The sequence below is a fragment of the Asanoa sp. NPDC050611 genome, assembly GCF_040654855.1.
GTDB lineage: Bacteria > Actinomycetota > Actinomycetes > Mycobacteriales > Micromonosporaceae > Asanoa.
This window is the reverse complement of sequence record NZ_JBFAIU010000063.1, coordinates 1-22,600: the sequence shown is the minus strand read 5'-3', so window position 1 is coordinate 22,600 and position 22,600 is coordinate 1. Positions and strand designations below refer to the sequence as shown.

The window sequence follows — 22,600 nt, the reverse complement described above, 5'->3', positions numbered from 1 at the left end:
TGCAAGTGTAGTACTACGTTCAGACCACTACAAAGGGAGTGGTCAGACGTGCGAAAGCTGACGTACTACGTCGCGACGAGCATCGACGGGTTCATCGCCGACCCGGCCGGGCGGTTCGACTTCTTTCCGATCGAGCCCGACGTTTCGGCGGCGATGCAGGCCGAGCGGCCCGAGACCGTGCCGACCCAGTTCCGGGCCGCGGCCGGGATCGCGGACGCGCCGAACCGTTGCTACGACACGGTCCTGATGGGCCGCCACAGCTACACGCCGGCGCTGGACGCCGGCATCACCAGCCCCTACGCCCACCTGCGGCAGGTCGTCTTCTCGACCACGCTGACGAGCACCGACGTCGAGATCGTCAAGGCCGACCCGCTCGGCGCCGTGCGCGGGCTCAAGCAGGAGCCCGGCCTCGGCATCTGGCTCTGCGGCGGCGGCACCCTCGCGAGCCGGCTCCTGCCGGAGATCGACGAGCTGGTGATCAAGCAGTACCCGCTGGTGCTCGGCGCCGGCATCCCGTTGTTCAAGGACGCGGTCCCGGCCGAGCGGTTCACTCTCGACGGCGCGCGGACGTTCGGGTCGGGCGCGGTCGTCACGACGTACACCCGGAGTTTGTGACAGAACCAAGACATGTTCCGGACGAGATCCGGATGCCGGGTCGACAACATGGTCCGCATGAACCCGCGATCGTCGTCCGCCAGCCGGCTGCTCGCGGCCGCCGCCGCCAGCACGGTCGCCTTCGGTCTGGCGTGGTTGTTGTTCGTGCGGAGCGCGCCCGGCCAATGGCTCGACGGCGAGCTGCTCCCCCGGGCCCAGTGGGGCGGCAGCTACGTCCAGGAGACCATCCTGCTCGGTCCGGCCTCCCTGGTGCTGGGCCGGTTCGGCAACCCGTTGCTGCTCGGGCTCGTGGTCGTCGCGATCATCGCGGTGGGCGTGCTGACCCGGCGGATCTGGGCCGCGGTGGCCGCGGTGGCGGTGTTCGGCTGCTCGGCCGGCGCGGCGGGTCTCGTCAAGGAGCTGCTCGACCGGCCGGAGCTCGGGGTGGCCAGCTCGACGACGCACAACAGCTTCCCGAGCGGGCACGTCGCGGCCGCGGCCGCGCTGCTGCTCGGGATCCTGCTGGTGGCGCCACCCCGGGCGCGGTGGTGGCTCGCGGTGCCCGGCACCACGGGGGTGTCGGTCATCGCAGCGGCCACGATGGTGCTGGGCTGGCACCGCTTCAGCGACGTGGTCGGCAGCCTGCTGCTGGTGGGCACGATCTTCTGCCTGGCCGCCGCGGCGCTGACCCGGGCACCGGACCGCACGGCCGGCACGCCGAAGGAACAGGCGGACGACGACGCGGTCACGGGCCTGCTTTCCCAGGCGATCGCCCTGACCCTGCTGATCATGCTGGTGCTCGCGCTGGCGCCGGACGCCGGCGTGCGCCTGATGCTGGCCACGGCCGCGGTCGGCGTCCTGACGATGCTGGTCGTCTCCGGCGCCCTCTGGCTGATCCGCCCGATCGCACCGGAGCCGGAGCCCACCGGGTCGCTCGCCGCACCCGACTGGACCCGGGACACGATCCGCGCGCGCCCCAGCGTGGAGCGCTGACCCCGAGTCGCCCCGCGACCCGCCTGCCGGGCTCCCCACCGGCGACCAGGCGCGGCAGGTCGCGCTCACACGAAGCCGCCCAGGGCGTACACCCTGGGCGGCTTCGTTTGGTTGTGCGGTTTATGCCGCGGCGAGGAGCTCGCGCTCGTCGGCCGGGCGGAGGGCCAGGGCCAGGACGTCGCTGACGTCACCCAGCACGTGGATGGTCAGGGCGTCGCGGACCTCCTGCGGCAGGTCGTCCAGGTCCGGCTCGTTGCGGGCCGGGATGATGACCTCCGTCAGGCCTGCCCGGTGCGCCGCCAGCAGCTTCTGCTTGACGCCGCCGATCGGGAGGACGCGGCCGGAGAGGGTGACCTCGCCGGTCATGCCGAACTCCGGGCGGACCGGGCGACCGGTCGCCAGCGACGCCAGGGCGGTGACCATCGTGATGCCCGCGGACGGGCCGTCCTTCGGCACCGCGCCGGCCGGCACGTGCAGGTGGATCCGCTTGCCGGCGAGCTCGTTCGGGTCGATGCCCAGGCGCTTGCCGTTGGAACGCAGGTAGGAGAGGGCGATGTGCGCCGACTCCTTCATGACGTCGCCGAGCTGGCCCGTGAGGGTCAGGCCGGGCTCGCCCTCCATCGAGGTCGCCTCGATGAACAGCACGTCACCACCCGCGCCGGTGACCGCAAGGCCCGTCGCCACGCCCGGCGTCGCCGTGCGCTCCGCCGACTCCGGCGTGAACCGGGGACGGCCGAGGTAGCGGACCAGGTCGGTCTCGTCGACCCGCACCGGGGCCGGCTCCGTCGCCAGGGCCACCGCGACCTTGCGCAGCACCTTGGCCAGCGCCCGCTCGAGCTGGCGCACGCCCGCCTCGCGGGTGTACTCGCCGGCGATCGCCCGCAGCGCCTCGTCGTCGATCGACACCTCGTCGTCCGTCAGGCCGGCCCGCTCCACCTGCCGCTTCCACAGGTGGTCACGGCCGATGGCGACCTTCTCCTCCTCGGTGTAGCCGTCCAGCGTCACGAGCTCCATCCGGTCCAGCAACGGTCCTGGGATGTTCTCGACGACGTTGGCGGTCGCGAGGAACAGCACGTCCGAGAGGTCGAGGTCGACCTCCAGGTAGTGGTCGCGGAACGTGTGGTTCTGCGCCGGGTCGAGCACCTCGAGCAGGGCCGCGGCCGGGTCGCCGGCGTAGCCGACGGCCAGCTTGTCGACCTCGTCGAGCAGCACGACCGGGTTCATCGAACCGGCCTCCTTGAGCGCCCGGACGATCCGGCCCGGAGCCGCGCCGACGTACGTACGCCGGTGGCCACGGATCTCGGCCTCGTCCCGGATGCCGCCGAGGCTGACCCGGACGAACTTGCGCCCGAGGGCCCGCGCGACGGACTCGCCGAGGCTGGTCTTGCCGACACCGGGCGGGCCACCGAGGGCCAGCACCGCGCCGGAGCCACGGCCGCCGACGACCTGCAGGTTGCGCTCGGCGCGGCGGTTGCGGACCGCGAGGTACTCCAGGATGCGGTCCTTCACGTCGGCCAGCCCGGCGTGGTCGGTGTCGAGCACCTCACGCGCGGCCTTCAGGTCGGTGTTGTCGTCGGTCCGGGTCGACCACGGCATCTCGAGCACGGTGTCGAGCCAGGTCCGGATCCAGCTTGTCTCGGGCGACTGGTCGCTCGCGCGCTCCAGCTTGCCGACCTCGCGCATGGCCGCCTCGCGCACCTTCTCGGGCAGGTCGGCGGACTCCACGCGGGACCGGTAGTCGGCCGAGCCGTCGGGCTCGTCCTCGCCCAGCTCCTTGCGGATCGCGGCGAGCTGCTGGCGGAGCAGGAACTCGCGCTGCGACTTCTCGAGGCCCTCGCGGACGTCGTTGGTGATCCGCTCGGTGACCTCCTGCTCGGCCAGGTAGTCGCGCACCCAGCCGACGAGGAGCTCGAGGCGGGCGGTGACATCCGGTGCCTGCAGCAGTTCGATCTTCTGCTCGAGGCTGAGCCACGGCGCGTAGCCGGCCGAGTCGGCCAGCTCGGACAGGTCGGTCATCCGCTCGACGGCGTCGATGACCTGCCAGGCGCCGCGCTGCTGGAGCACGGACTTCACCAGGGCCTTGTATTCACTGGCCAGCTCGCGGGCCTTGCCCGCGGGCGGGGTCTCGTCGAGTTCGGTGGCCTCGACCCAGAGGGCCGCGCCGGGACCGGGCACGCCGGAACCGATCTTCGACCGGGACAGGCCACGGATGACGGCGGCGGGCTCGCCACTGGGCAGGCGGCCCACCTTCTCGATCAGCGCCATGACGCCGATCGACCCGTACTCGCCGTCGACTCGCGGCACGGCAAGCACGCGGTTGTCGCCGGCGGCGCGGGCGGCGTCGACGGCGGCCTGAGTGTTGTTATCGAGGGTGACCGGCACGGTCATGCCCGGAAGCAGTACGGCGTCGGTCAACGGCAGGACGGGAAGAGTTGCCATGTACGTACTCAAGTTACAAAGCATGCACTCTGTTCCCGAGCCGCCTCGTGACCCAGGTCACGGGTGATTCATCCCGTTATGGGGAGACCTGTGTAGAGCTGGAGCACGGTCCGCTCACCGAGCGGGGCGCGCAACCGCACCGTCAGGCTCCGCACGCCGCCGATCATCGGACACCGTTTGCCGTCGTATGTCCGGTTGACCGCGATCAGCACCACGACGGCCCGCGCCGACTCGACCGCCTCGCCGACGTAGTCGGAACCGCAGGGCTCGTCGGCCGGGACGATGGCGCCCGCGAAGGACACGGCCAGCGCGGGCCCGTCGGCCGCTCTGGCGTGCTCGAGCCATGGCGCGGCGTCGTGCCCCTCCGGGCGCCCGAACGCGGGGAGCACGGTGACCGCGCCGTCCGGCACCGCGCTGCCCACCAGCCGCACGGCGCTGTCCGCGAGCGTGAACTCCCAGGCCGGGGCCATGACACGGCCGCCGACCGTGTCGAGGTCGGCGGTGATCGGGCGGGCGCCGGTCACCCGCAACGGCCGGCAGGGCGCGCAGGGCTGCCTGCTCCGGGCCGCCCGGTCGAGGGCCGCGGCGGCGGTCAACGGCCGCACCGGGCGGGTCCGGCCGTCGGCCAGCCGGATGGTCCCCTGGTCGTGCGCCGCCGGCAGCCGTCCGGCCGCCTCGACGAGACCGGCGAGCAAGGCCGCCTTGTGGTTGTCGCCGACGGCGGCCTCCCAGTCGCCGACCTGGCGGAGCCCGCCGAGCGGCTGGACCACGACGACGTCGTCGCCGGCCGCGGCCCGGTCCCAGCGGGCCAGGATGTTGGTCGCGGTCGTCCGCTGCGCCGCCAGCGCGGGCCCGGGATCGACGTCGCGGGGCGCGCCACCGGAGCAGCCGGCCGCCAGCAGCACCACCACCGGCGCGATCCGCAGCCACCGCATGCGTCCACGATGGCAGGTCCGGGCACCTGGCGTTGTCCCCCGCGGCCTAGGCGGACCAGCCGACCCAGCGCGCCACGTCGACGGCGAGCACCGGGCCGCGGAGCGCGAAGGCGGGATACCGCGCGGCCAGCGCCTCCGCCGCCCGGACCGCCTCGGGGTCGGACTCGGGCAGGGTCCGGGCGGTGCCGTCCGCCCGGACCCACCAGAGCTTCGACCAGTCCTCGTCGTACTCGTCGACCAGCATGGCCACCCGCGGTTCGGCCGCGACGTTGGCCAGCCGCCGCAGCGCCGTCGAGCGTTTGGGCTTCGCGTCGACGGCGCTGTAGACGGTGTCGCCGGCGACCGCGAACGTGACCGGCACCAGGTGCGGTTGGCCGTCCGCCGACACGGTCGCCAGCCGGGCCACCCGGGCCGCCGCGAACCGGTCGCGGGCCTGCGACGGCGTCACTCGGGGTTGAGCTCCGTGAGCGCCGCTTCCCACTCGTCGAACGCCCGCTCGACCCGCGACCGCGGCCCCGACGGCAGCCAGAGGGCCACCCGCCGGACGCCGGCGTCGCGCAGCTGCGCCAGCACCTTCGCGTCGGGCGGCACGGTCATGACCTGCACCTCGATCGGCCGGTCGGCCCGGGACCGCAGCTCGGCGATCCGGTCGAGCAGGCCGTCGTGGTAGTTGGGGAACCACGCGTCGCCGAACGCCAGCACCCGGTCGAGCACGGTCGGTCCGGCACCGCCGACCAGGATCGGGGGGTGCGGCTGCTGCGCCGGCTTCGGGTACGCGCGTACGCCCTCGAAGTTGACGAACCGGCCCGAGTAGCTGGCCTCGTGCTGCGTCCAGATCGCCTTCATCGCCTCGACCCGCTCCTGGAGCACGCGCATGCGTACCCGCGGATCCGTACCGTGGTGGCGCATCTCGGCGCGGTTCCACCCGGCTCCGACGCCGAACTCGAGGCGGCCGCCGGAGAGGTGGTCGACGCTGGCCACGGCCTTCGCGGTCTGGATCGGGTCGCGCTCGATGACCAGGCAGATGCCGCTGGCCACGCGCAGCCGGGTGGTGGCCGCGGCGGCGGCGGTCAGGGAGACGAACAGGTCGTACGTCTTCCAGTACTTGCTGGGCAGCGGTTTACCGGGATACCGCTCGGTCTCGGCCGCGGGGATGTGCGAGTGCTCGGCGAAGTAGATCGCGTCAGCGCCGCGCTCCTCGGCGAGGCGGGCGACCTCGCCGGGCTTCATGCCGTCGTACGTGGGGAAGTAACCGACTCCGAACTCCATGGCAAAGGTCTATCACGGGCGAGATGAAAGTATCCTTCACTGTCCCTAAACGCATTGGAAACTATCGACATAGACAGTCTTCACGGTATAGCGTGCGGCTCACCCACCACACGCGTCGCCCCTAAGGAGTGCCGTGACCGTCTTCCCATCGCGCCGGCTCCGCCGGCGGGCCGTGCTCGGCCTGCCCGCCCTGGCCGCCGCGGCCGTGACCGTCGCCGCCAACGCACCCGCCGCCGCGGCCGCCCCCAGAGCCAGGACGCCCGAATGCGTCGCCGACCTCATCGAAGCCGAACCCAGCCTGGCGCGAGGTGCCTGATGCCGAACGTTCCCTGGTTGCTCGACGTCCTGCGCGGCGCCGGTGTGTCGGTCGTCGTCGAAGGTGACTGGCTCAACCGCTACCGCCCCGGCTCGTTCGACCCGATCGGCGTGCTCTGGCACCACACCGCCGCCACCTCCAGCGCCAGCAACCCCCACCCGGCGCTGAACGTCTGCATCAACGGCCGGTCCGACCTGGCCGGGCCGCTGTGCCAGGCGCTCGTCGACTACAACGGCGTGTTCCACCTGATCTCCGCGGGCCGGTGCAACCACGCCGGCACCAGCCGCGGCAGCGGCCCGATCCCGGCCGGCGACGGCAACACGCTGATGATCGGCTGGGAGATCGACTACAACGGCGTCAGCCAGTCGATGACCACGGCGCAGTACAACGCCTCGATCGCCGCGACCGCCGCGGTGCTGACCCGGCTCGGTCGCAACTCGAGCTATGCCCGAGGGCACCGCGAGACCAGCACCACCGGCAAGATCGACCCGTCGTTCATCGACCTCGACGTGATGCGCGCCGACGTGGCGGCGAAGATGAGCGGTGGCGGTGGCACCTGGTCGCAGATCGTCGACAACACCACGTCGGGCCGGTTCACCGCGAGCGCCAACTGGGGCACCTCGGCCTACTCGGCGCAGCGCTACGGCACCGACTACCGGTTCTCCGAGCCGGTCGCGGCCAGCGACCCGGCCTGGTACAAGTTCGCGGTGCCGAGCGCGGGCACCTACCGGGTCGACGTCTGGTACGCGGCGAACGCCGGCTACAACAGCGCGGCGCCCTACATCGTCGCGACCACGGGCGGCAACCAGACGGTCAACGTCGACCAGCGCACGGGCGGCGGCGCCTGGCGCTCGATCGGCACGTTCGCCCTGCCGGCGGGCGACGCGAACCGGGTCGCGGTCAGCCGCTGGACCTCGGGCACGGGCCTGGTCATCGCCGACGCGATCCGGCTGACGAGGCTCTAGTTATTGTTGGTGGATGAGCGACCGCATCGAGTCGATCATCGAGGCGCAGATCCGTGCCGCCCGGGAGAACGGCGAGTTCGACGATCTCCCGGGCGCCGGCAAGCCGCTGCCCGGCCACTCGGAGCCCTACGACGAGCAGTGGTGGCTCAAGGAGTTCATCCGCCGCGAGGGCATCACGGGCGGGGCCATGCTGCCGCCGTCGATCCAGCTGGCCCGGCAGGTCGAGCGGCTGCCCGAGGAGATCCGGCGGCTGCCCTCGGAGCAGCGGGTCCGGGAGACGGTCGCGGAGCTCAACCGGGACATCCTCGACTACCAGCTGCGCCCGTCGCCGCCGTTCGTCCCCGTGCGCCGGGTCGACGTGGAGGCGATGGTGACCCTCTGGCGCGAGGCGCTGGAGGCCCGCTTCGCGGCGGCCCGCCAGCCGCAGCCGCCGCCGGCGCCCCGCCCGGAGCCCACGACCCGCCGCTGGTTCCGGCGCCGGCGCTCAGAAGCCCCAGACGACGTGTAGCCAGTCCTGGTACGCCGGGCTGGTCGGTGGCCAGGTGATCGTCAGCGCCCACTGCGCCAGCGCGACCGTGCCGAGGAACGCGCCCAGTCGCCGGCTCGGTGACCGGGGCACCGCGACCAGGGCGACCACCGTCAGCAGCAGATAAGCGGTCACCGCGGAGTACGCGAGACCCGCCAGCAGTGCCCCGAACACGCCCACGACCGGGACCAGGAAGCCGGCCAGCGCCCGGGGCCGGCGCACCGCGTAGACGACCGCGATCGCCGCGTAGAGCGGTGTGTGCGCCACCGCCAGCACCGCCCCGCCGGCGGCGGCCGACAAGCCGCGCGGGTCCAGGGCGATCTCCACCGCGCCGGTGAGCCGCCAGTCGAGCAGCGCCCAGCCGGCGGTCGCGGCGAGCGTCGGGAACAGCAGGACCGCCCAGCCCGGCGGCACCGGCCGGCGGCGCTCCGCCGCGACGAACGGCGCGACGGCGGCGAACGCGGCCGCGTACACGATGGCGGTCGGATCGCAGAGCACCGCCGCGGCGAGCGCCAGACCCGCCCGGACCGCGCCGTCGGACCGGCCCGCGACCGCGAAGTGGACGAACCCCTCGACCGCCAGCGCCAGGAACGCCACCGTCAGCATGGCCGTGAGATCCTGCGAGCCCGCGTACGCCAGCACCGGCACCAGGACCAGCGGCAGCCCGAGCCGCATCGGCACCTGCCAGGCGACCAGCCGCTCCCCCAGCGCCGCGAGCACGACCCCGGTCGTCAGGCAGGTGAGCAGGACGCCGCCCGGCAGGAGCGCGGTCAGGCCGGTCGCGGCGTAACCCTGCTGGCCGGCCTGCAGCGCCAGGGCCGCGAACGGCAGCGCCAGCGCGAGTCGCAGCAGCCAGCGCCGGCCGGCGGTGCGCGGGCGGCGCTCCTCGGCCGCGTCCCACCGCTGCCATCTGGGTATCGCGACGGTGGACGGTGCGGTTGCCATGCCGGGTCTCCTCGCGGGTGCGGTCAGGTGAGCAGCCGCCACAGGGTGCGGTAGGCGCCCGCGGACCTGAGCAGCCAGCGCAACGGGCGCAGCAACGCGCCACCGACGGACGGGGCGCGGTGCTGCCGGAACGCGGCCAGCAGCTCGACGTAGCTCAGCAGGGCGTTGCCGACCAGCAGGCTGGCCAGGACGATCGCGACCAGCCAGGCGGGCACGAGCCGCTCGGCGGGCAGCATCAGGGCGGCGACGGACATGGCGTAGAGGGGCGGCGTGAGCAGCTGCGCGGCCGGACCGCCGCCGCGGACCAGGACCGCGGGCGCGCGCCGGAGACCGACCTCCCGGACCAGCGCACCCGGGTGGCGCAGGTGGTGCAGCAGCGTGCGGAGGTCCTCGGCGCCCGGCTCGCCGACACCCGCGCGCAGCCGCAGGCCGGCCGCGGCACCGACGCCGAGCAGGAAGCCGGCGCTGGTCAGCACGGCGATCGTGACCAGCGTGGGCATGGGCGCGGTGACGACCGCCGCGACGAGCACCAGCAGCGCGAGCCCGGCGCCGATCCAGCCGTGGCGCCGGCCGCCTTCGACGGGGTCCTCCTGGTACGCCCGGGCGATGGCCGCCTCGAGGTCCCAGTCGCTGGTCACGGCCAGGCAGACCGGGGCGCCGACCGCCTCCTCGATCATCGCGACGCGCTCGGGAGTGGGCTCGACCGCGGTGGCCACGAGCACGTAGCCCTCGTCGTCGTGGTGGAGCGGGAGCCAGCCCTCGTGGGCGAGCGCCTCAGGGTCGTACCCCATCTGCAGGTGTGGGTCGAACCACTCGGTGTCGAGGTCGAGGTAGCCGCAGTTCCAGTCGGCGGCCTGGCTCCGGAAGAGGTCGCGCCGGTCCGCGAGGTCGTCCGCGAGCGACTGCGCGTGCACCATGCCTCGATGCTCCCGCGTTCTGCGCCGTTTGTCCGGTTACCGGGATCCGGCGTGTCTGGATCATCGCGCCGTCCGCCTGGAAAACTGTCCAGTGTGGCCAGCATGCCGGAGCCGACGCGGTACCACCGCATGGTGGGCTGGCACGCACCGGCGATCCGCCGGGCCGCGGTGGTCATCGTCATCTGGGCGGTCGTCTCGACCGTCCTGGGCGTCTGGGCGATCGACTGGGAGCTGGCGGTGATCGCCGGCTGGGACGTCGCGTCGCTGGCCTTCCTCGGCTCGGTGTGGCCGATCTTCATGAAGGCCGACGGCGACAAGACGGAGAAGCTGGCCAGCCGCGAGGACGAGACCCACGGCTCGGCGACCGCCCTGCTCGCCGCGGCGTGCCTGGTCAGCCTGCTGGGCGTCGGGTTCGCGCTCGGCAAGGCGGCGAACGAGCACGGCCCGTTCCGGGGCGTCCTGATCGGGATCGCGGTGCTCACGGTGACCAGCGCCTGGGTCACGATGAACACGGTCTACACGCTGCGGTACGCGAAGCTCGACTACCAGAGCCAGGGCGTACGCATCGACTTCGGCCAGCCGTTGTCCGAGCACAAGCCGACCTATCGCGACTTCGCCTATCTGGCGTTCACGATCGGGATGACCTACCAGGTGTCCGACACGACGCTGCGCAGCTCACCGGTGCGCCGGACGGCGCTCGGCCACGCGCTGCTGTCCTACGTGTTCGGCGTCGCGATCGTGGCCGGCGCGATCAACCTGCTGGCCGGCCTGGTCAACAACTGAGCAGGTGCTGCAGGCGCAGGCCGTGCTCGGCGTCGAGCGGGTGCGGTTCGTTGCTCCGGACGGCGTGGGCGAACTCGGCCCTCATGACCGGCCAGCACTCCTGGTGGTCGACGGTGGCGAAGTCGATCTCCACCGTGCCGGCCCGGCCGTAGAGCTCGAGACCGGCCTTCGACCGCTCGATGCCGACCGCGCCGGAGAGGGCCAACTGGCTGCTGACGCCGGTGTCGTGGGTGCAGATCAGGTCGAGCCAGCGTCGGGGGTCGCCGTGGCGGTCGATCTTGTCGATCTTCCCGAGGGCGGCCTCGACCAGATCGAGCAGGTGCGGGCCGAGGTCGAGCAGGGCGCCGTGCCGCTGTCGCCAGCCGGTGGCGAAGGGACCGTCGAGGAAGCCACCGTGGAGGTAGGCGCCGCGGGCGCCGATGGCCTGGAACCGCTGGGCTTCGGCGAGGAACGCGCGGGTCCGCGGGTGATAGCGCTTGGTCAGCACGAGCTGGCTGACCACACCGTTCTCGCGTACGGCCTTGGCGACGCGCTCGGCGTCCGTCACGGTCAGCGCGAGGGGTTTCTCCAGCAGCAGGGCGCGGCCGGCCGTGGCGGCGCGGACCGCGAGGTCGGCCTGGACGTCCGGCGGCACGGCGAAGGCCACCGCCTCGCAGCCCTCCAGCAGATCGTCGAACGTCGGCGCGGCGGTGGTGCCGAGCCGGTGCGCCAGGTGCGTCGCCTTGCCGGCGTCGCGCGCCCAGACGCCGACGAGCGTGGTCTCCGGGCCGGCGGCCAGGGTCGGGCCGTGCATGGCCTCGGCCCAGTGGCCGGAGCCGACCAGCCCGACCCGGATCGGTCTCTCCACAGACGACATTGAATCAGGCCCTGCGGCCGTGGGCGCGGAGGATGGGGTCGTCGGCGATCGGCAGCGTCGCCTTGCGGCCGGCGAGGACGGCTTCGGCCATCCAGCAGTACCAGGCGGCGGTGCTGCGGTACGGGCGGAACTTCTCGCCGAGGGGTTCGAGCTCCTTCTCGGTCGGGGTGGGCACTCCGTAGGCGACGCCGTAGCCGCGGCGGATGCCGAGATCGCCGACGGGCCAGACGTCCTGGCGGCGGAGCTGGAAGATCATGAAGAGCTGCGAGGACCAGGGTCCGATGCCCTTGACCGTCGACAGCCGTCGGATGATCTCGTCGTCGTCGAGGTGGCCGAGGCGCCGGTTGTCGAGGATGACCGTGCCGTCGCGGACCTTGGTGGCGAGGTCACGCAGCGAGATCACCTTGCGCGCGGAGAGCCCGACCTGGCGCAGCGTGGCATCGGTCAGCGGGAGCACGGTGTCGGGGGTCAGCTCCCCGTCGACGGCGTCCACGAGCCGGCCGAGAATCGCGACGGCGGCCGGGCGGGCGAGCTGCTGGAACACGATTCCGCGTACGAGCGACTCGAAGTTGCTCTCCTTCCACAACGGAATCCGCGGCGCGGGCCCGTCCCGCACGAGCCGGGCCATGACCGGGTCGCGCGCGGCCAACTGCTTGGCGGCGGCACGGAAACTGGCGGTGCTCACGCCTCCACGATGCCCGTCCGGACGGACGGTAGCCGCGGAAACGGTCAACCATGGCCCGTCACGGCGCTGGCTGGCGCCCTACAAGCATTTGGGACAAGGAGGCGCTCCTGGCCGAGTCGGCCGCACCCCGCCAGCCCTTCTCAGGGTGAGCCCGCGTCAGGAGCGGGCGACCGCGAGGAGGTGGGCGCTTGCGCCGACCAACGCCGCCTCCGTGCTGTAGAGGCGCGCCAACTCCAGGGCCGCGGTGAAGATGGGCGCCGCCAGCGGGCCGTGGACCGCCGCCTCGGCGGCCGGCCACGCCGGGCCTTCCACGCCGTGGATCACCACGTTCGTCAGGCCCGCCGACTCGCACTCGGCGGCAAGTTCCTCGGCCCGGTGGAAGTACGCCGGCGTGAACGGGCTGCGTGGGTCGTTGACGCCGTCGACCAGCAGGGCGCGGGCCATCTCCACGTCCACCTCCGTCAGCCGGGCCGTCGACGCGAAGTCGATCGCGCCCGCGAAGCGGGAGATCGCCGCCGCGATGACCACCCCGCCCGGTCGGGTCACCCGGGCTGCCTCGCGCAACGCCTGCCGGCGGTCCGGGGCGTGGAGCAGGTGGTACAACGGGCCCAGCAGCAGCGTCGCGTCGTAGAGGTCCGTCGGCTCCGGCAGGTCGCGGGCGTCGCCCACCGCGGCGTCGATCGGCGGCGAACCCGCCGCGGCCAGGGCCACGTGGCTCGGCACCAGGTCGACGAGGCGCACCCGGTGGCCGTCGGCCGCCAGTGCCCGGGCGTAGGCGCCCGGCCCGCCGCCGACGTCCAGCACCCGGGCCGGGGCCGCGGGGAGGGTCGCCCGCAGGAGCTCCAGCGTGCGCGTCCATTCCAGGCGCGCCTGCGGTCGCCGCGTCAGGCGACCGTCCTCGCCGTAGGTGTTCGTGTAGTACTCGACCACGTTCCTCGAGTTCTCGTCCACACGAGAATCGTTCCGATCACCCCGGGCCGGCGGCAACCGCGTTTCAGCGGCTCCGGGACAGGTCCGAGACCGGCGTGGCGGCCAGTTCCGCGTCGACCGCGCTCGGCGAGTAGATCTCGTCGACCACCATCGCGTGTGCCCCCGTCACCGCCGACTGCGGGCCCAGGCGGCTCGTCGCGACCTCCAGGTGCCGGGTCGCGCGCGGCAGGGCGTACGTGTAGAGCATCTCGCGCACACCCGTCACGAAGTGGGTCTCGGCCAGGTCGCCCGCGATCACCAGGACGCCCGGGTTCACCAGGCAGACCACCGTCGCCAGGACCTCGCCCACCAGGCGCCCGGCCTCGCGGGCCAGGTGGACCGCCTCACCGTGGCCCACCCGGATGCGCTCCACCAGCTCCGGGCCCGACTGCGTCGGTGTGCCGCTGCTCGTCAGCCGTTGCGCCAGCGCCAGGCCGCTGGCCACCGCGGACAGGCAACCGTAGAGGCCGCACTCGCAACGGGCATCCGGGAAACCCGCAAGACGGATATGTCCGATGTCGCCGGCGCCGCCGTCGATCCCGCGGTACACCCGCCCCTCGACCACGATCCCCGCGCCGATCCCCGTCGCGACCTTGACCAGCAGCAACGCCGGGCAGTCGGGATAGAACGCGACCTGCTCCCCCAGCGCCATCAGGTTGGCGTCGTTGTCGACGAAGACCGGGCAACCCCAGGTCGACCGCAGCCGGTCCGCGATCGGCACCCCGTCCCAGCCCGGCATGATCGGCGGCTCGGTCACGACGCCGGCGTCATATTCCACCGGGCCCGGCACCCCGACCCCGATCCCCCGCACCCGCTCCCGCGCCTGCCCGGACGCGGCCAGCAACCGCCCGAACGCCGCGTCGACCCAGTCCAGCACGAACGACGGGCCCGAGCCGATCTTGATGTGCTCGTGCTCCTCGTGCAGCAACGCGCCGCCCGCGTCCAGCACCGCCGCCCGGGCGTGGTTCGCGCCGAGATCCGCGACCAGCACCACCCCGTGGTCGGTGTCGAACTCCAGCAGCTCGGCCGGCCGCCCGCCGGTCGACTCCTCGACCCCGGACCGCCGCAGGTAGCCCGCGGCCAGCAGCGCGTCGATCCGCGCCACCAGCGTCGACCGGGACAGCCCCGTGTAGGACTGCAGCTCGGACCGCGTGCGGGCCCGGCCCGTCCGGACCAGCCAGAGCAGGTTCCCGGCCGAGTTCTGGTTGCCGGCCGCACCGCGTACGACGGCCGGCGAACCGGGTGGGCCGCCCTGCACGGGTGGCCTATCCCTTGTCGGCACCGGCGGTCAGCCCCTCCGTCAGCAGTCGTTCCGTGGCGAAGAAGATGATCACGATGGGCAGGGTAAGCACCACCGACCCGGCCATCAAAACCGTCTTGCTCACTTCGATGCCTCCGGACAGCTGGGCGAGGCCGAGGGAAACCGTCCAGTTGCCACGGTTCTCGACCAGGAAGAGGAGGGCGAACAGGTACTCGTTCCAGGCAATCATGAAGACGTAGAGTGCGTTCGCCATCACGGCCGGTGCCGCGAGCGGCAAGATTACCTTACGGAGGGTCTGTAACCTGCTGTAACCGTCGACGGCGGCCGCCTCTTCGAGGCTTTCCGGGATCGTGGTCAGGTAGTTGCGCAGCATGTAGATCGAGACCGGGATGGTCTGGGCGATGTAGACGATGATCAACCCGGCCAGCGACCCGCGCAGCCCGAGCCGCGTGAACACGGTGAACAGCGGGATCGCCAGCAGGATCGCCGGGAACAGGTAGATGGCCAGGAACAGGAAGTGCACCTGGCGGCGGCCGACGAACTGCAGGCGGCTCACGGCGTACGAGCCGGGCAGCGACACCAGCAGCGTCAGGATCGTCGCCGATACCGCGACGAGCAGCGTGTTGCCGATCAGCCCCACGAACCCCTGGCCGCCGCTGGAGACCGAGCCGAGCACCTCGCGGTACGTGGAGACCGTCCACTCGGCCGGGCCCGCCCAGAGGTCGCCCGGGTTGCTCAGCACCTGCTCGATCGGCCGGATCGAGAGCAGCACCATGTAGTAGAACGGGAACAGCGTGACCACGATCAGGATCGCGATCACCACCCAGCGCAGCACGCCGAACAGGCGGGTCTCGAAGGTCGCCCGGTCCATCACGACTCGTCCTCCACTCGCGGCGCGAAGAACCTGAGGTAGATCACCAGCAGGATGACGAGGGCGGCGGCGAGCACCAGGCCCTGCGCCGCGGCCGCGCCGATGTCGAGGCGGGACGTGAGGAACTCGTACACGCGTACGCTGGCGACCTGCGTGCCCGCCCCGCCGCCGGTGAGCAGCCAGACGTCGTCGAACTTGTTGAACGTCATGATGAACCGCAGCACCGACAGCAGGGCGATCACCGCGCCGAGCTGCGGCAGCAGGATGTGCCGGAACAGCTGGGTCGGCGCGGCACCGTCGACGACGGCGGCCTCCTCCAGCTCGTGCGGGACCGCCTGCAGCCGGGCCAGGATGAACAGGAACGCGAACGGGAAGTAGCGCCAGGCCTCGAACGCGATCACCGTGATCAGCGCCATCGGGATGTCGAGGCCCCAGAGGTTGTATTCGCGCTGGCTGAGGAACGCGATCGGCCGGTCCCACCCGAGGAACCGCTGGCCCCAGTCGTTGGCGACCCCGAACTGCGGGCTCAGCATGATCTCCCAGACGAACGTCACCGCGACCACGGGCGCCACGTACGGCAGGAGCACGCTGGCCCGCACGAAGGTCCGCCCCGGGAACCGCTTGCGCAGCGCGAGTGCGGCGATCAGCCCGAAGACGATCGAGAACGCCGTGCCGCCGATCGTCATGGACCTCGCCGACCCGTCACCGGGCGGCGGCTGGGCCGGGATCGAGCGGGCCGGTTTCGCGACAAGGGCAGGACGAGCGGACGTCACGCTGGCCCTCGCCCTCGTCCACCACCTGGCGATCGGCCGCAACGTGCCGCTGCCGGCGATCGTCGACTGGCTGGCCGGCATGGGCCGGACCGTCGTCGTCGAGTTCGTCCACGCCGAGGACCCGATGGCCCAGCGCCTCCTGGCCAACAAGCCGGACGGGCTGTTCTCGGACTACGACCCGGAGACGTTCGTGCGGCTGCTCGGCGAGCGCTTCGACATCGCGCGGCGGGAGACGCTGCCGGGCGGCAGCCGCACCCTGATCGCGGGCGTCCGGCGTGACTGAGAACCGCAGACAACGGGTCAAGAGCTGGGCCAGGAGCGAAATCGCCCCGTTCCTCGAGATCCTGGCCCTCTGCGGCCTCGCGATCACCCAGCCCCTGCTCGACGTCACCGGCAAGAGCCCCGACTTCTTCCTGTTCTACGGCGCGGGCCGCACGGAGATCCTCCTCCTCGTCGCGCTGGTCACCCTGGTGCCGCCGGTCGCGCTCTGGACCGTGGGCGCCCTGACCCGCCTGGTCGGAGCGCGGACCCGCCGGATCACCCACGCGACCACGGTCGGCCTGCTGGTCGCCGCGATCGCGATCCAGTTCGGCAAGCAGCTCCTGCCGATGCGCGGCCTGCCGCTGGCCGCGCTGGCGGTCGCGGTCGGGGCCGGCATCGCGTACGCCTATTGGCGTTGGCGCGTCCCGGGCCAGCTCATGCGCATCGCCGCGGTCGGCCCGCTCGTCTTCGTCGCCCTGTTCGCCTTCGCGTCGCCGACGAGCGCCGTCGTGCTCCCGTCGGCCGCCCTCAAGGCCCGCGCCGACGTGACGCAGACGAAGGACAGCCACCCGCCCGTCGTCATGCTGATGCTCGACGAGTTCCCACTGGTGTCCCTGCTCGGGCCCGACGGGAAGATCGATCGCGCGAAGTACCCGAACATCGCCACGCTGGCCGACAGCTCGACCTGGTACCGCAACGCGACGGGCGTCAGCGGCTGGACCCCGTACGCGATGCCCGCCATGCTCACCGGCAAGCACCCGGGCAAGGAGGTCGCACCGCACTACGCGGCCTACCCCGACAACCTGTTCACCCTGCTCGGCGGCACCTACGACACCGACGTGCAGGAGACGATCACCGAGCTCTGCCCGCCGAGCGAGTGCGACGCGGCGGCCGAGCAGAACAAGCCGGGCGGCCTCAAGGCACTGCTCAAGGAGGTGGCCGGGCTGTTCCGCCAGATCGCCTCACCGCGGGACGAGCCGGCCGACGACCCCGAGGCCACCTACCGCGAGGCCACGATCGCGGAGGCCCGCTCCGGCGTGGCGCCCGGTGACCCGAAGTTCCGCTGGGACAGCCTTGACGACAACCAGCCGTCCCGGTTCACCGCGTTCCTGGACGGGCTGACCCCGGCCCCGCGGCCCAAGCTGCACTTCCTGCACCTGCTGATGCCGCACACGCCGTGGAACTACCTGCCGTCCGGCACCCGTTACGAGGCGCCGGAGGACTTCCCGCTCGACGGGCCCGGCTGGGTCGAGACAGCCCGGGACCGGCACCTGGCCCAGGTCGGCTACACGGACCTGCTGGTCGGCAAGATGATCGACCGGATGAAGCAGACCGGCCTCTGGGACCGGGCCGTGCTGGTGGTGACCGCCGACCACGGCGTCTCGTTCACCATGAACCACCAGGGCCGGGGGATGGGCGCCGTGCAGGCCTCGCCCGAAGAGGTGCTCTGGGTGCCGCTCTTCGTCAAGACGCCCGGACAGCAGACCCAGCAGGTCGACGACCGCAACTGGCAGCACGTCGACCTGCTGCCGACGGTCGCCGAGCTGGCCGGCGTCAATGTGCCGTGGGAGGTCGACGGCCGCCCGGCCAGCGCGCCGCCACGGAACAGCCACGACCACGTCTACAGCGATCTACCCGGCAAACCGGTCAACGTCTCCGATACGACCACGTTCCAGAAGATCATCTCGGGTCAGGCCGGGCCGCACATGGCGGCACGGATCCGGCCGGAGCTCGTCGGAAAGAAGATCGACACGCTGACGGTCAGCGAAGGGGCCGGGCTGCGGGTGAAAATCGACAATGCCTCCGCGTACGCCGACGTCGCGCCGGAGACGGGCGTGCTGCCCGCGCTGGTCTACGGTGAGCTGCCGGACACGATCCGTGACGGCACGCCACTCGCGATCGCGGTCAACGGCACGATCGGCGCCGTCACCCAGGCCACCTGGGCCGACAAGCAGGGTCGGCGGTTCGCGGCGCTCGTCCAGGATGAGGGGCTTTTCGTCCCAGGAACCAACACCGTCGCCGTGTACGAGGTGGCCGGCGACCAGCTACGCCGGCTTCGTACCAACTGAGGTGTGGCAAATCCCTCGCGACGGGGGACCAGGGCGAGATTCCGGCCGATCAGGTCGAACGATTACCGTTGTACCGAGGCGTAACAACGACGTGACATCCCCCCACCCGTCAAAAGCGAGGACCTGATGACCGATGTCAAGCTAGACCACCCGGCCGGACAGCTTTCGATGGCGGTACGCCCGGCCGTGGAGGGCCCAGCGGGCCTCGACGTCGGCGCGCTGTTGAAGGAGACCGGTTACGTCACCTACGACCCGGGTTTCGTCAACACCGCCGCGACCCAGTCGGAGATCACGTACATCGACGGCGACGAGGGGATCCTCCGCTACCGCGGGTACCCGATCGAGCAGCTCGCCGAGCACTCGTCCTTCCTCGAGGTCACCTACCTGCTGATCTACGGCGAGCTGCCGACGGCCGACCAGCTGGCCGAGTTCACCGACAAGATCCGCATGCACACCCTGCTCCACGAGGACTTCCGCGGGTTCTTCGACGGCTTCCCGCGTGACGCGCACCCGATGCCGGTGCTCTCCTCGGCCGTCAGCGCGCTGTCGACCTTCTACCAGGACAGCCTCGACCCGTTCGACCGCGACCAGGTCGAGATCTCCACGATCCGGATGCTGGCCAAGGTGCCGACCATCGCGTCGTACGCGTACAAGAAGTCGATCGGCCAGCCGCTGCTGTACCCGGACAACTCGCTCGGCTACGTCGAGGACTTCCTGCGCATGACCTTCGGCGTGCCGGCGACGAAGTACGAGGTCGACCCGGTCATGGCCAAGGCCCTCGACATGCTGTTCATCCTGCACGCCGACCACGAGCAGAACTGCTCCACCTCGACGGTGCGCCTGGTCGGCTCGGCCAACGCCAACATGTTCGTCTCGGTCGCGGCCGGCGTGAACGCGCTGATGGGCCCGCTGCACGGCGGCGCCAACCAGGCCGTGCTGGAGATGCTCCACCAGATCCAGCGGGACGGCGGCGACGTCAAGGCGTTCGTCAACAAGGTCAAGAACCGCGAGGCTGGCGTCAAGCTGATGGGCTTCGGGCACCGGGTCTACAAGAACTACGACCCGCGCGCCGCGATCGTCAAGAAGTCCGCCCAGGACGTGCTCTCCCGCATGTCCAAGGCCGACCCGCTGCTCGATCTGGCCATGCAGCTCGAGGAGATCGCGCTGGCCGATGACTTCTTCGTGTCGCGCAAGCTCTACCCGAACGTCGACTTCTACACCGGCCTCATCTACAAGGCGATGGGCTTCCCCACCAAGATGTTCACCGTGCTGTTCGCCCTGGGCCGGCTGCCCGGGTGGATCGCGCAGTGGCGCGAGATGATCGCCGACCCGGCCACCAAGATCGGCCGCCCGCGGCAGCTCTACACGGGTGCCGCCAAGCGCGACTACGTCGGCATCGAGCAGCGCTGACCCAAGATCTGGCAAAACACGCGACCAGGTCGTCCACGGACGATCCCGCGGATTGACGCTACCGTCGGTGGGGCAATATGCGGCACCGGCCGGGACCCGGCCGGTGCTGCTCCTACACAGGAGGCACGCGTCACATGCAGGTCTGGCCCGGCCAGCGATACCCATTGGGTGCCACGTACGACGGCACCGGCACGAACTTCGCGATCTTCTCCGAGGTCGCCGAGGGGGTCGAGCTGTGCCTGTTCGACGAGTGGGGGCTCGGCAACGAACGCCGGGTCACCATGCAGGAGGTCGACGCCTACGTCTGGCACGCCTACCTGCCCGGCGTGGAGCCCGGCCAGCGCTACGGCTACCGGGTGCACGGCCGCTTCGACCCCGGCGCGGGTCTGCGCTGCAACCCCAACAAGCTGCTGCTCGACCCGTACGCGAAGGCGATCGACGACGACGTCCGGTGGGACCCGGCGGTCTACGACTACGACTTCGACGACCCCGACCGGATGTCGACCACCGACTCGGCGCCGTTCGTGCCCAAGGCGGTCGTGGTCAACCCCTACTTCGACTGGGGCAACGACCGCCCGCCGCGGATCCCGTACCACGAGTCGGTCATCTATGAGGCGCACGTCCGCGGGCTGACCCGCAGGCATCCGGGCGTCCCGGAGGAGCTGCGCGGCACGTACGCCGGAATCGGTCATCCGGCGATCGTCGACCATCTCAAGCGGATGGGCGTGACGGCGATCGAGCTGATGCCGGTGCACCAGTTCGTGCACGACAACCGGCTCTCCGACCTGGGGCTGCGCAACTACTGGGGCTACAACACCATCGGGTTCTTCGCGCCGTACCACGGCTACTCGGCGATGGGCCGGCTCGGTCAGCAGGTGCAGGAGTTCCGCGGCATGGTGAAGACCCTGCACGCGGCCGGCATCGAGGTGATCCTCGACGTCGTCTACAACCACACCGCCGAGGGCAACCACCTGGGCCCGACCCTGGGCTTCAAAGGCATCGACAACCCCAGCTACTACCGGCTCTCCGACCAGGACAGGCGCTACTACGTCGACTACACGGGCACGGGCAACAGCCTCAACATGCGCAGCCCGCACTCGCTGCAGCTGATCATGGACTCGCTGCGTTACTGGGTCGAGGAGATGCACGTCGACGGGTTCCGGTTCGACCTGGCGGCGACGCTGGCCCGCGAGTTCTACGAGGTCGACCGCCTGTCGACGTTCTTCGAGGTCGTGCAGCAGGATCCGGTGGTCAGCCAGGTGAAGCTGATCGCGGAGCCCTGGGACATCGGACCGGGCGGCTACCAGGTCGGCAACTTCCCGCCGGTGTGGACCGAGTGGAACGGAAAATACCGCGACACCGTACGCGACTTCTGGCGCGGCGAGCCGGCGACGCTGGCCGAATTCGCGTCCCGGATCTCCGGGTCGGCCGACCTCTACCAGGACGACGGCCGCCGGCCGTTCCACAGCATCAACTTCGTCACCTGCCACGACGGGTTCACGCTCAACGACCTGGTGTCCTACAACGACAAGCACAACCAGGCCAACGCGGAGGACAACCGCGACGGCGAGAGCCACAACCGCTCGTGGAACTGCGGGGTTGAGGGGCCGACCGACAACCCCGGCGTGCTCGCGCTGCGGGCCCGGCAGCGCCGCAACTTCCTCGCCACGCTGCTGCTCTCGCAGGGCGTTCCGATGATCGGGCACGGCGACGAGCTGGGCCGCACCCAGCACGGCAACAACAACGCGTACTGCCAGGACAACGAGCTGAGCTGGGTCGACTGGGAGGACGTCGACGAGCACCTGCTGGAGTTCGTCCGCAAGCTGACGGCGTTCCGCGCCCGGCACCGGGTGTTCCGCCGCCGCCGGTTCTTCACCGGGCTGCCGGTGCAGACCCGCAGCGCCGGCGCACCGCTGGCGGACCTCGCGTGGTTCACCCCGGGCGGCCGGGAGATGACCAACGAGGACTGGGGCAACCACTTCGGTCGCGCGGTGATGCTCTTCGTCAACGGCGAGGGCATCCGCGAGCGCGGCCAGTACGGCCAGCGCCACCTCGACAACTCGTTCCTGCTCTGCTTCAACGCGCACGACGACGGGTTGCGGTTCACCGTGCCGGGGCATGAGTACGGACAGAAGTGGGAAGCCGTGATCAGCACGGCCGAGTACCCGGGAGAGGGGCAGCAAGTGGTGGTGGAGGCGGGCGCGTCATTCCTGGTGCCGGACCGGTCCCTCGTCGTCCTCGACCGCACCGTGTAAGGCCCGGGGTATGGCGCCGACCGCAACCTACCGCGTCCAGATCCGCCCCGACTTCACCTTCGACGACACCGCCACGATCGCCGGCTACCTCGCCGACCTCGGCGTCAGCCACCTCTACAGCGCGCCGCTGCTGACCGCCGCGCCGGGCTCGGAGCACAACTACGACGTGGTCGACCACCGGTCGGCCAACCCGCGCCTCGGCGGTGAGGCCGGCCGGCAGCGCCTGGTCACCGCGCTGCGCGGCGCGCGGCTGGGCTTCGTCGTCGACATCGTGCCCAACCACGTGGGCATCGCCGCGCCCGCGGCCAACCCCGCCTGGTGGGACGTGCTGCGCAACGGGCGGGAGTCCGCGTACGCCGAATGGTTCGACATCGACTGGTCCCGGGACCGGATCCTGGTCCCGGTCCTGGGCTCCGACGGCGACCTCGACGCCGTCCGGGTCGAGGACGGGGAGCTGCGCTACTACGAGCACCGTTACCCGATCGCGCCGGGGACCGGTGCCGGCACC

22 protein-coding genes and 1 pseudogene are annotated in these 22,600 nt (G+C 71.5%); 11 read left to right on the top strand and 12 right to left on the bottom strand.

All coding sequences use genetic code 11. The features are described from left to right. The first annotated feature begins 48 nt into the window (after positions 1-48). Complete coding sequence (locus tag AB0H87_RS12810) at positions 49-615, top strand: dihydrofolate reductase family protein (RefSeq protein ID WP_360143356.1); 567 nt, start codon at positions 49-51, stop codon at positions 613-615. Between the two features lie 57 nt (positions 616-672). Next, complete coding sequence (locus tag AB0H87_RS12805; RefSeq protein ID WP_360143354.1) at positions 673-1,587, top strand: phosphatase PAP2 family protein; 915 nt, start codon at positions 673-675, stop codon at positions 1,585-1,587. Between the two features lie 120 nt (positions 1,588-1,707). Here the strand turns inward: AB0H87_RS12805 and lon are convergent, their stop codons facing one another. The 4 genes from lon to AB0H87_RS12785 form a co-directional block, all read right to left on the bottom strand. Continuing rightward, entirely contained in the window at positions 1,708-4,026 is a 2,319-nt protein-coding gene (gene lon, locus AB0H87_RS12800) for an endopeptidase La (RefSeq protein WP_360143352.1), read from the bottom strand. Between the two features lie 68 nt (positions 4,027-4,094). Beyond that, entirely contained in the window at positions 4,095-4,961 is an 867-nt protein-coding gene (locus AB0H87_RS12795) for a hypothetical protein (RefSeq protein ID WP_360143350.1), read from the bottom strand. A gap of 46 nt (positions 4,962-5,007) precedes the next feature. After that, complete coding sequence (locus AB0H87_RS12790) at positions 5,008-5,409, bottom strand: TIGR03668 family PPOX class F420-dependent oxidoreductase (RefSeq protein ID WP_360143348.1); 402 nt, start codon at positions 5,407-5,409, stop codon at positions 5,008-5,010. Next, positions 5,406-6,230, bottom strand: coding sequence for an LLM class F420-dependent oxidoreductase (locus tag AB0H87_RS12785; protein WP_360143346.1), 825 nt, complete (start codon positions 6,228-6,230; stop codon positions 5,406-5,408). The genes AB0H87_RS12790 and AB0H87_RS12785 overlap by 4 nt, the downstream gene beginning before the upstream one ends. A 133-nt stretch (positions 6,231-6,363) precedes the next feature. On the opposite strand from AB0H87_RS12785, the gene AB0H87_RS12780 reads away from it, so the two are divergent. The 3 genes from AB0H87_RS12780 to AB0H87_RS12770 are packed head-to-tail and all read left to right on the top strand — an operon-like array spanning position 6,364 to position 8,019. After that, positions 6,364-6,546 carry a hypothetical protein gene (locus AB0H87_RS12780; protein WP_360143344.1) on the top strand — a complete coding sequence of 61 codons (183 nt, stop codon included), beginning with the start codon at positions 6,364-6,366 and terminating at the stop codon, positions 6,544-6,546. Then, on the top strand, positions 6,546-7,511 hold the full coding sequence (locus tag AB0H87_RS12775) for an N-acetylmuramoyl-L-alanine amidase (protein ID WP_360143342.1): 966 nt from the start codon (positions 6,546-6,548) through the stop codon (positions 7,509-7,511). Before AB0H87_RS12780 ends, AB0H87_RS12775 begins: the two co-directional genes overlap by 1 nt. A 13-nt stretch (positions 7,512-7,524) precedes the next feature. Beyond that, entirely contained in the window at positions 7,525-8,019 is a 495-nt protein-coding gene (locus tag AB0H87_RS12770; RefSeq protein ID WP_360143340.1) for a DUF1992 domain-containing protein, read from the top strand. Here the strand turns inward: AB0H87_RS12770 and AB0H87_RS12765 are convergent. Together AB0H87_RS12765 and AB0H87_RS12760 are read right to left on the bottom strand one after the other, a co-directional pair. Next, positions 7,996-8,982 (bottom strand): hypothetical protein, encoded by a 987-nt coding sequence (locus AB0H87_RS12765; RefSeq protein WP_360143338.1) that lies wholly within the window; start codon positions 8,980-8,982, stop codon positions 7,996-7,998. The two genes, AB0H87_RS12770 and AB0H87_RS12765, sit on opposite strands and share 24 nt — an antisense overlap. Positions 8,983-9,005: 23 nt before the next feature. Beyond that, positions 9,006-9,899 carry a hypothetical protein gene (locus AB0H87_RS12760; RefSeq protein ID WP_360143336.1) on the bottom strand — a complete coding sequence of 298 codons (894 nt, stop codon included), beginning with the start codon at positions 9,897-9,899 and terminating at the stop codon, positions 9,006-9,008. Positions 9,900-10,001: 102 nt separating this feature from the next. Between AB0H87_RS12760 and AB0H87_RS12755 the strand changes: the two genes are divergently transcribed. Continuing rightward, positions 10,002-10,682: a DUF1345 domain-containing protein gene (locus AB0H87_RS12755; RefSeq protein WP_360143334.1), complete on the top strand. Its 681-nt coding sequence runs from the start codon at positions 10,002-10,004 to the stop codon at positions 10,680-10,682. On the opposite strand, the gene AB0H87_RS12750 is transcribed toward AB0H87_RS12755, so the two are convergent. The 6 genes from AB0H87_RS12750 to AB0H87_RS12725 form a co-directional block, all read right to left on the bottom strand. Continuing rightward, complete coding sequence (locus tag AB0H87_RS12750; RefSeq protein ID WP_360143332.1) at positions 10,672-11,529, bottom strand: Gfo/Idh/MocA family oxidoreductase; 858 nt, start codon at positions 11,527-11,529, stop codon at positions 10,672-10,674. The genes AB0H87_RS12755 and AB0H87_RS12750 overlap by 11 nt on opposite strands. 13 nt (positions 11,530-11,542) lie before the next feature. Then, the gene (locus tag AB0H87_RS12745; protein ID WP_360143330.1) at positions 11,543-12,223 is read right to left on the bottom strand and encodes a hypothetical protein; all 681 of its coding nucleotides are present in this window, start codon (positions 12,221-12,223) and stop codon (positions 11,543-11,545) included. Positions 12,224-12,379: 156 nt separating this feature from the next. Further along, complete coding sequence (locus tag AB0H87_RS12740; RefSeq protein WP_360143328.1) at positions 12,380-13,174, bottom strand: methyltransferase domain-containing protein; 795 nt, start codon at positions 13,172-13,174, stop codon at positions 12,380-12,382. Between the two features lie 43 nt (positions 13,175-13,217). Continuing rightward, entirely contained in the window at positions 13,218-14,450 is a 1,233-nt protein-coding gene (locus tag AB0H87_RS12735) for an ROK family protein (protein WP_360143326.1), read from the bottom strand. Positions 14,451-14,457: 7 nt separating this feature from the next. Further along, entirely contained in the window at positions 14,458-15,324 is an 867-nt protein-coding gene (locus AB0H87_RS12730) for a carbohydrate ABC transporter permease (RefSeq protein WP_360143324.1), read from the bottom strand. Continuing rightward, positions 15,324-16,010 (bottom strand): sugar ABC transporter permease, encoded by a 687-nt coding sequence (locus tag AB0H87_RS12725; RefSeq protein ID WP_360143322.1) that lies wholly within the window; start codon positions 16,008-16,010, stop codon positions 15,324-15,326. The genes AB0H87_RS12730 and AB0H87_RS12725 overlap by 1 nt, the downstream gene beginning before the upstream one ends. Here AB0H87_RS12725 and AB0H87_RS12720 point away from each other — a divergent pair. From AB0H87_RS12720 to AB0H87_RS12700, 5 genes and pseudogenes are all read left to right on the top strand, one after another. Next, a pseudogene (locus AB0H87_RS12720) lies at positions 15,994-16,380 on the top strand (methyltransferase); the annotation flags it as partial. The gene AB0H87_RS12725 and the pseudogene AB0H87_RS12720 overlap by 17 nt on opposite strands. Continuing rightward, positions 16,373-18,427, top strand: a complete 2,055-nt coding sequence (locus tag AB0H87_RS12715; protein ID WP_360143320.1) for a sulfatase-like hydrolase/transferase — start codon at positions 16,373-16,375, stop codon at positions 18,425-18,427. The pseudogene AB0H87_RS12720 and the gene AB0H87_RS12715, both read left to right, overlap by 8 nt. A gap of 126 nt (positions 18,428-18,553) precedes the next feature. Next, the gene (locus AB0H87_RS12710; RefSeq protein WP_360143318.1) at positions 18,554-19,837 is read left to right on the top strand and encodes a citrate synthase; all 1,284 of its coding nucleotides are present in this window, start codon (positions 18,554-18,556) and stop codon (positions 19,835-19,837) included. A gap of 134 nt (positions 19,838-19,971) precedes the next feature. After that, positions 19,972-22,092, top strand: coding sequence for a glycogen debranching protein GlgX (gene glgX / locus AB0H87_RS12705; RefSeq protein WP_360143316.1), 2,121 nt, complete (start codon positions 19,972-19,974; stop codon positions 22,090-22,092). A 10-nt stretch (positions 22,093-22,102) separates the two neighbouring features. Beyond that, positions 22,103-22,600, top strand: a 498-nt coding sequence (locus tag AB0H87_RS12700) for an alpha-amylase family glycosyl hydrolase (RefSeq protein WP_360143314.1), incomplete at its 3' end; no start/stop codon positions are given.